This window comes from Halorubrum sp. CBA1125, assembly GCF_009742825.1.
GTDB lineage: Archaea > Halobacteriota > Halobacteria > Halobacteriales > Haloferacaceae > Halorubrum.
In genome coordinates, this window is record NZ_WPCE01000189.1 from 1 (window position 1) to 5297 (window position 5297).

The 5297-nt window shown below is 69.9% G+C and carries 3 protein-coding genes and 3 pseudogenes; 4 read left to right on the forward strand and 2 right to left on the reverse strand.

What is annotated here, in order from left to right; genetic code table 11:
- Nucleotides 1-204: 204 nt before the first annotated feature.
- Nucleotides 205-946: pseudogene (locus GJ633_RS13550) on the forward strand (proteasome assembly chaperone family protein).
- 38 nt (nt 947-984) lie between these two features.
- Here GJ633_RS13550 and GJ633_RS13555 read toward each other — a convergent pair.
- Together GJ633_RS13555 and GJ633_RS13560 are read right to left on the reverse strand one after the other, a co-directional pair.
- Nucleotides 985-2395 (reverse strand): annotated as a pseudogene (locus GJ633_RS13555) (isochorismate synthase MenF).
- A 202-nt stretch (nt 2396-2597) separates the two neighbouring features.
- Nucleotides 2598-3236, reverse strand: coding sequence for a molybdopterin-dependent oxidoreductase (locus GJ633_RS13560; protein ID WP_156589242.1), 639 nt, complete (start codon nt 3234-3236; stop codon nt 2598-2600).
- Nucleotides 3237-3474: 238 nt separating this feature from the next.
- Here GJ633_RS13560 and GJ633_RS13565 point away from each other — a divergent pair, with 238 nt between their 5' ends.
- The 3 genes and pseudogenes from GJ633_RS13565 to GJ633_RS13575 all read left to right on the forward strand — a co-directional run.
- Entirely contained in the window at nt 3475-3690 is a 216-nt protein-coding gene (locus tag GJ633_RS13565) for a cell surface protein (protein WP_156589243.1), read from the forward strand.
- 126 nt (nt 3691-3816) lie between these two features.
- Nucleotides 3817-4095, forward strand: coding sequence for a UPF0058 family protein (locus GJ633_RS13570; protein WP_156589244.1), 279 nt, complete (start codon nt 3817-3819; stop codon nt 4093-4095).
- A gap of 77 nt (nt 4096-4172) precedes the next feature.
- A pseudogene (locus GJ633_RS13575) lies at nt 4173-5297 on the forward strand (rhomboid family protein); the annotation flags it as partial.

Here is a 5297-nt window from a genome sequence, read left to right on the forward strand (position 1 = left end):
GGCGTAATACCCTTTTCAATGATCTCGCGGGGTGTCCGGCTCTCCGCTCCAACAAAATCCAAGTTTGATCCAACTCGGTAGACGTCGGTGGAGGCGGGCGGTTTTCGGCATAGGCACTGAATCCTCGTCCCGCCTCGTTCTTAACTTAACACGGCGAGAATACCCCACCCCACCTTTAGGTCGGTTGCCGTCGTACCGCCGCGCATGGCTCGCATATCCGTTCTGGACGAGGCAGTGTCGCTCTCGGAGCCGACGCTGGTCGAGGGGTTCCCGGGCGTCGGGCTCGTGGGCAAGATCGCGACCGACCACATGATCGACGCGCACGAGATGGTTCACTACGCGAACGTCCACTGCGACGGGCTCCCCCCCCGTCGCGGTGTACCAGGAGGACGACTCGGCGGCGACGACGCCGGTGCGGCTGTACGCCGACCCCGAGCGCGACCTGGTGGCGCTCCGGAGCGACGTGCCGGTCCACCCGAACGCGGCCGCGGAGGTCGCCGGCTGCCTCGACAGCTGGTTCGACGAGACGGGCACCTTCCCGGTGTTCCTCTCGGGACTGGCCAGAGAGAAGGGTGAGGAACCTCCGGCGCTGTACGGGATCGCAACCGGCGACGGCGACGACGCGCTGGCCCGTGCCGAGGTGGCCGACCCGCCAGAGGCGGGACTCATCTCCGGGCCGACGGGCGCGATGCTGGCGGCGTCGTTGGAGCGCGGCCGCGACGCGGTCGGGCTCGTCGTCGAGTCGGACCCGCAGTTCCCCGACCCCGAGGCCGCGCGGATCCTCATCCGCGACGGGATCGACCCGATCGCCGGCACGGAGACGCCGACCGACGGCCTCGTCGACCAGGCCACGGAGATCCGCGAGGCGAAACAGCAGCTCGCAGAACAGATGCAGCAGGCGAACGAGGAGAGCTCGCAGGCGGAGCCGCTGAAGATGTTCCAGTGACGCCGTGACGCGCGGCGGCGGCTCGGCGCCTCGTCGATTCAGTCGTCGCCGTCCACCGGTTCCTCGCCCGGCCGCGGTCCCGCGTCGCCTCTCTCGTCTCGCGGATCCCGGCGGTCCCCGTCGGTCTCCAGCTCGTTGAGGATCGGCCGGTACTTGAGTTGGACCTCGTCCCACTCGCGGTCGGGGTCGGAGTCGGCGACGACGCCGACGCCGGCGAAGAGCGTGGCTCGACGGCGTTCCGCGACGGCCGAGCGAAGCGCGACCGCGAACGCGCCGTTGCCGGCGGCGTCGATCCAGCCGACGGGCGCGGCGTACCACCCGCGGTCGAACGGCTCGGTCTCGTGGATCGTCTCCAGCGCCCGGGCCGGCGGAAGCCCCCCGACCGCGGGGGTCGGGTGGAGGGCCTCGACGAGTTCGAGGACGTGCCGGTCGTCGCGGAGCTCGGCGGTGATCGGCGTGTGGAGGTGCTGGACGGTCGCGAGCCGTCGGACCCGCCGCTCGCCGGCGGCGATCGACGCCGCGAACGGCTCCAGCTGATCGCGGACGGTGTCGGCGACCAGTTCGTGCTCGTGGACGTTCTTGGCGTCGGCGAGCAGCTCCTCGGCGAGCCACTCGTCCTCGGCGGGAGTCTCGCCGCGGCCGGTCGTCCCCGCGAGCGCGTCCGTCTCGACCGTCCGGCCGCGGAGCGAGACGAGTCGCTCCGGCGTGGCGCCGAAGAAGGCGCTGTCGGCGCCGTCGGGCTCGAACCAGTACCGGTGACAGTCGGGGTACGTCGCCGCGAGGCGTTCGAGCGTCGCGGCCGGGGGGGAAGTCCGCCGCCAGGTCGGCCTCCAGCGCCTGCGCGAGCACGACTTTCCGGAGGTCACCGGACCGGATCCGGTCGACGGCGGCGTCGACGCCCGCGCGCCACGCCTCGCGGCTCGTCGTCCGGCGGCTCTCGGTGATCCCGGACGCGGCGGGTGGGGGCCGTCGTACGCCATCCCGGAGAGGCGACCGACTTCCCGCTCGAGCCGGCTCTCGACGCGTCCGGATCGGCGTCCTCGCCGGTCGCGTTCACCGTGAGCCAGACGCCGTTGTCGGCGAACGTGACCTGTACGCGCGGGAGAACGAACCGCGCCTCGGGAAACGGCCCCCAGGGCTCGCCGGCGCACGCGCCCTCGTGAAACGCGAACCCGCCGAAGACGCGGGGACGGGCCGCCTCGGTGCCGGCGTGGACGTCACCGGAGTCGAACAGCGCCTCGGCGGCGGCGCGAATCGACGCGAACCGATCTCGGCCGCTCGCGGTCAGCGTCGCGGCCGCCCCGCTCCCGAGGACGAGCGCGTCGTCGGGCGCGCTCCACGTCGTCCGCGCGCCGGGAACGCCTCGAACGCGGCCGCGAACGCCGGCGCGTCGATCTCGGTCGTCCGGCTGACCAGCGTCGGCGACGACGTCGAACGCGCCCGTTCCATCGCCGAGGGATCGGGGCCGCGGAACCTTTATCCTGACTATCACGGGTCCGGGTTCCGGGTCCGACAGCCGGCGGTGGACGGGCTTCCCGACCCCCGCGAACGGACGGGATCGTCAGCCGCAGGCAACCAGATCGCCGGTTGCAGGCGACGTGCATCGCCAGCCCCAGGCGACGTGCGTCCCGGCCGCAGACGAGGCGAGCGGTCAGCCGTACCGCTCCTCGTTCCACGGGTTCGCCGTATCGCTGTAGCCGCGCTTCTCCCAGTACCCGAGCGTTTTCTCCGTGAGGAACTCGACGCCCGAGACCCACTTCGCGCCCTTGTACGCGTACTTGTGCGGCGTGACGACCCGGATCGGTCCGCCGTGGTCGGCGGGGAGATCCCCGCCCTCGTACCCGTACGCGAACAGGACGCCCGGCTCGGTGCAATCGTCGAGCGAGAGGTTCGTCGTGTAGCCGTCGAGCGCGTGGAAGAGGACGTGTTCGACGTCGTCACGAACGCCCGCGCGGTCTGCGATCTCCGCGAATGGGACGCCGGTGAACCGGCAGTCGAACTTGCTCCACCCGGTGACGCAGTGGAAGTCCTGCCGCTGGGTGACGGACGGGAGGTCACGGAACTCCTCGATCGAGAACGCGAGCCGGTCCTCGACGGCGCCCCAGACCTCGAACGCGAACGCGTCGGGGTCCCACGCCGGGGTCTCACCCTTCGAGAGCACCGGGAAGGCGTCGGTCTCGCGCTGACCGGGCGGGAGCCGGTCGTCGCCGTACTCGCGGTACCGGTCCGTGAGGTCCTCCGTGACCACGTCGGCCGCGGTGTCGCCGTCCGTGGCGCTGGTGTCGGTCATGTCCCCCGGTACGCCGTCGACGGTCCTATGGGTGTCGCCATCGTCACCGCGGTCGCTCTCGGCGGACGAGCGAAACGGCCCCTCCGACGCCGAGAATTCACGCCCAGGTTTTACGATAACTCGAACGTCGATTTTGACTATCGAAATACTCTTTTCGAGTTTATCCGGTTTCGGTTTCTCATTACCGTATCCTCGACGCCACTTTTATATACACGTTGCCACAACTGCCGAGAGAGAAATGCCACGAGTAGAGATCACCGTGCCCGAACATCTGGAGATGCAGATCGCCCAGATGGTCGAGCAGGGTGAGTTCCTCAACCGCGAGGAGGCGGTCGAGGAGCTCTTGTCGACAGGGATCAAGGCGTACAAGACGAGCGGCCCGATGGACGACGACGAGTCGGGTGGGTTCGAGGACGAGGGGATGATGGGCCACGAAGACGAGTACGTGTTCTGACGCCGTCTCGCCGGCGGTCGTGGTCCGTCGGCGTTTTCGAGTCCCCGCGGCGCCGCGTTCTGCTCCACTAGCCGTGCGTATCCTCCTCAACAACCCTTATAGGGCTCACAGCCCGTATCCTGCCGTATGCACAAGGACGAGCTGCTCGAACTCCACGAACAGATGGTGACGATCATGGAGTACTTCCGCGAGCACGAGACCGTCGACAGCTCGCTTTTCGACCCCTACGACGAGCTCGACGTCGACCCCTCGCACGTCCACAAATCGAAGAGCGAACACAAACACGCCGTGTTCGTGCTCGGCAACGCGCTGGCGAACGCGATGAGCGAAGACGAGTTCTCACCGGCCGGCCGCGTCGGCAAGCGGATGGAAGAGCTGGCGGACGACGCCGAGAGCAAGATCTGAGAGACGGGGTCGCCGTGACTCCGACGCCGCCGGGACGACCCCCGGATTGATATACGGGCGGCCGATCTCTCCATCACATGGTCTGGGAGGCGATACCGGCCGACGCCGTCCATCTCGCGGTCGGTGTCGCCCTCGTCGTCGTCGCGCTCGCGCTCGTCCACCGGACCGACCGACCGCGCGGCGCATGGACCCGGGCGCTCCGCTCGCGGTTCCTGCTCGGGGTCCCGTGGGGGACCCTCGTCGCCGTCGCTGGCGTCGTCTGCGTCTACCTGTTCGTCCAGAGCGGACTGGAGAACCCGAACCGTCCCGTCGTGATCCCGTTCCGGTCGTGGTCGTACTTTTACCCCGAGGGGCTGCTCTGGTCGAGTTTCGCCCACTCCGGCCGCGGCCACCTCACCGGGAACCTCCTCTCGACGCTCGTCGCCGGGTCGATCGCCGAGTACGCGTACGGCCACTTCCCGGGCGGGCGACGGGTCGACGACGAGACGGGGAGGCTGCGGTCCGCACTCCCAGCGCCGGTCGCGGACCGTGTGCGCCGGCTCGTGCGCCGTGTTCGAGGGTCGTCGCGGTCGCGACGCACGGCCGCGAGATCGAGTTCGACAACTCGATCACGATCGCGGGAGTCGCTCGAAGCGCGCCAGTTCCCCGTTCGCTCGCCGACCGAGGCGGTGCGGACCCTCCTCGCTCCCGAGGCGCTAGCGAGGAACCCCTACGTCCGGGCGTTCGTCGTCGTCCCGGGAGCGATGTTCCTGTTCGGTCTCGGCGCCGCGCTGTTCGCGCTGGGACCGGTGATCGGCTTCTCGGTCGTGGTCTTCGCGCTCTGGGGGTTCGCGCTCGTCCACTACCCGGTCCGGACGCTCGCGGCGCTCACGGGGGCCACGTTCGCGGGGGTCGCCTACCAGGCGCTCCGCGCTCCGATCCAGTTCGCCGAGGCGAGCCCCTCCTACCGGGGCGCCGCCGGGGTGGGCGAGCGTCGCCGTGCAGGGACACGCGCTCGGGCTGATCGCCGGGGCGCTCGCCGGCGCGTGGCTCGTCCGTCGTCGCCGCGGCGGCGAGAATACGTCGGGGACGGTCGGGCTCGTCGCGTTCGGGGCGTTCCTCCTGTTCGGCGCCTCGCGCCGTCTCTGGGCCGTCTACTGGTACCTCGGCAACGAGCGGTACGAGCTGTACCGCGCGGTCGGACTCGGGCTGCTCGCGGTGCT

Coding starts and splice junctions, on each gene's coding strand:
- GJ633_RS13570 (WP_156589244.1), top strand. CDS start 3,817: ATGCACAAGGACGAGCTGCTCGAACTCCACGAACAGATGGTGACGATC.
- GJ633_RS13560 (WP_156589242.1), bottom strand. CDS start 3,236: ATGACCGACACCAGCGCCACGGACGGCGACACCGCGGCCGACGTGGTC.
- GJ633_RS13565 (WP_156589243.1), top strand. CDS start 3,475: ATGCCACGAGTAGAGATCACCGTGCCCGAACATCTGGAGATGCAGATC.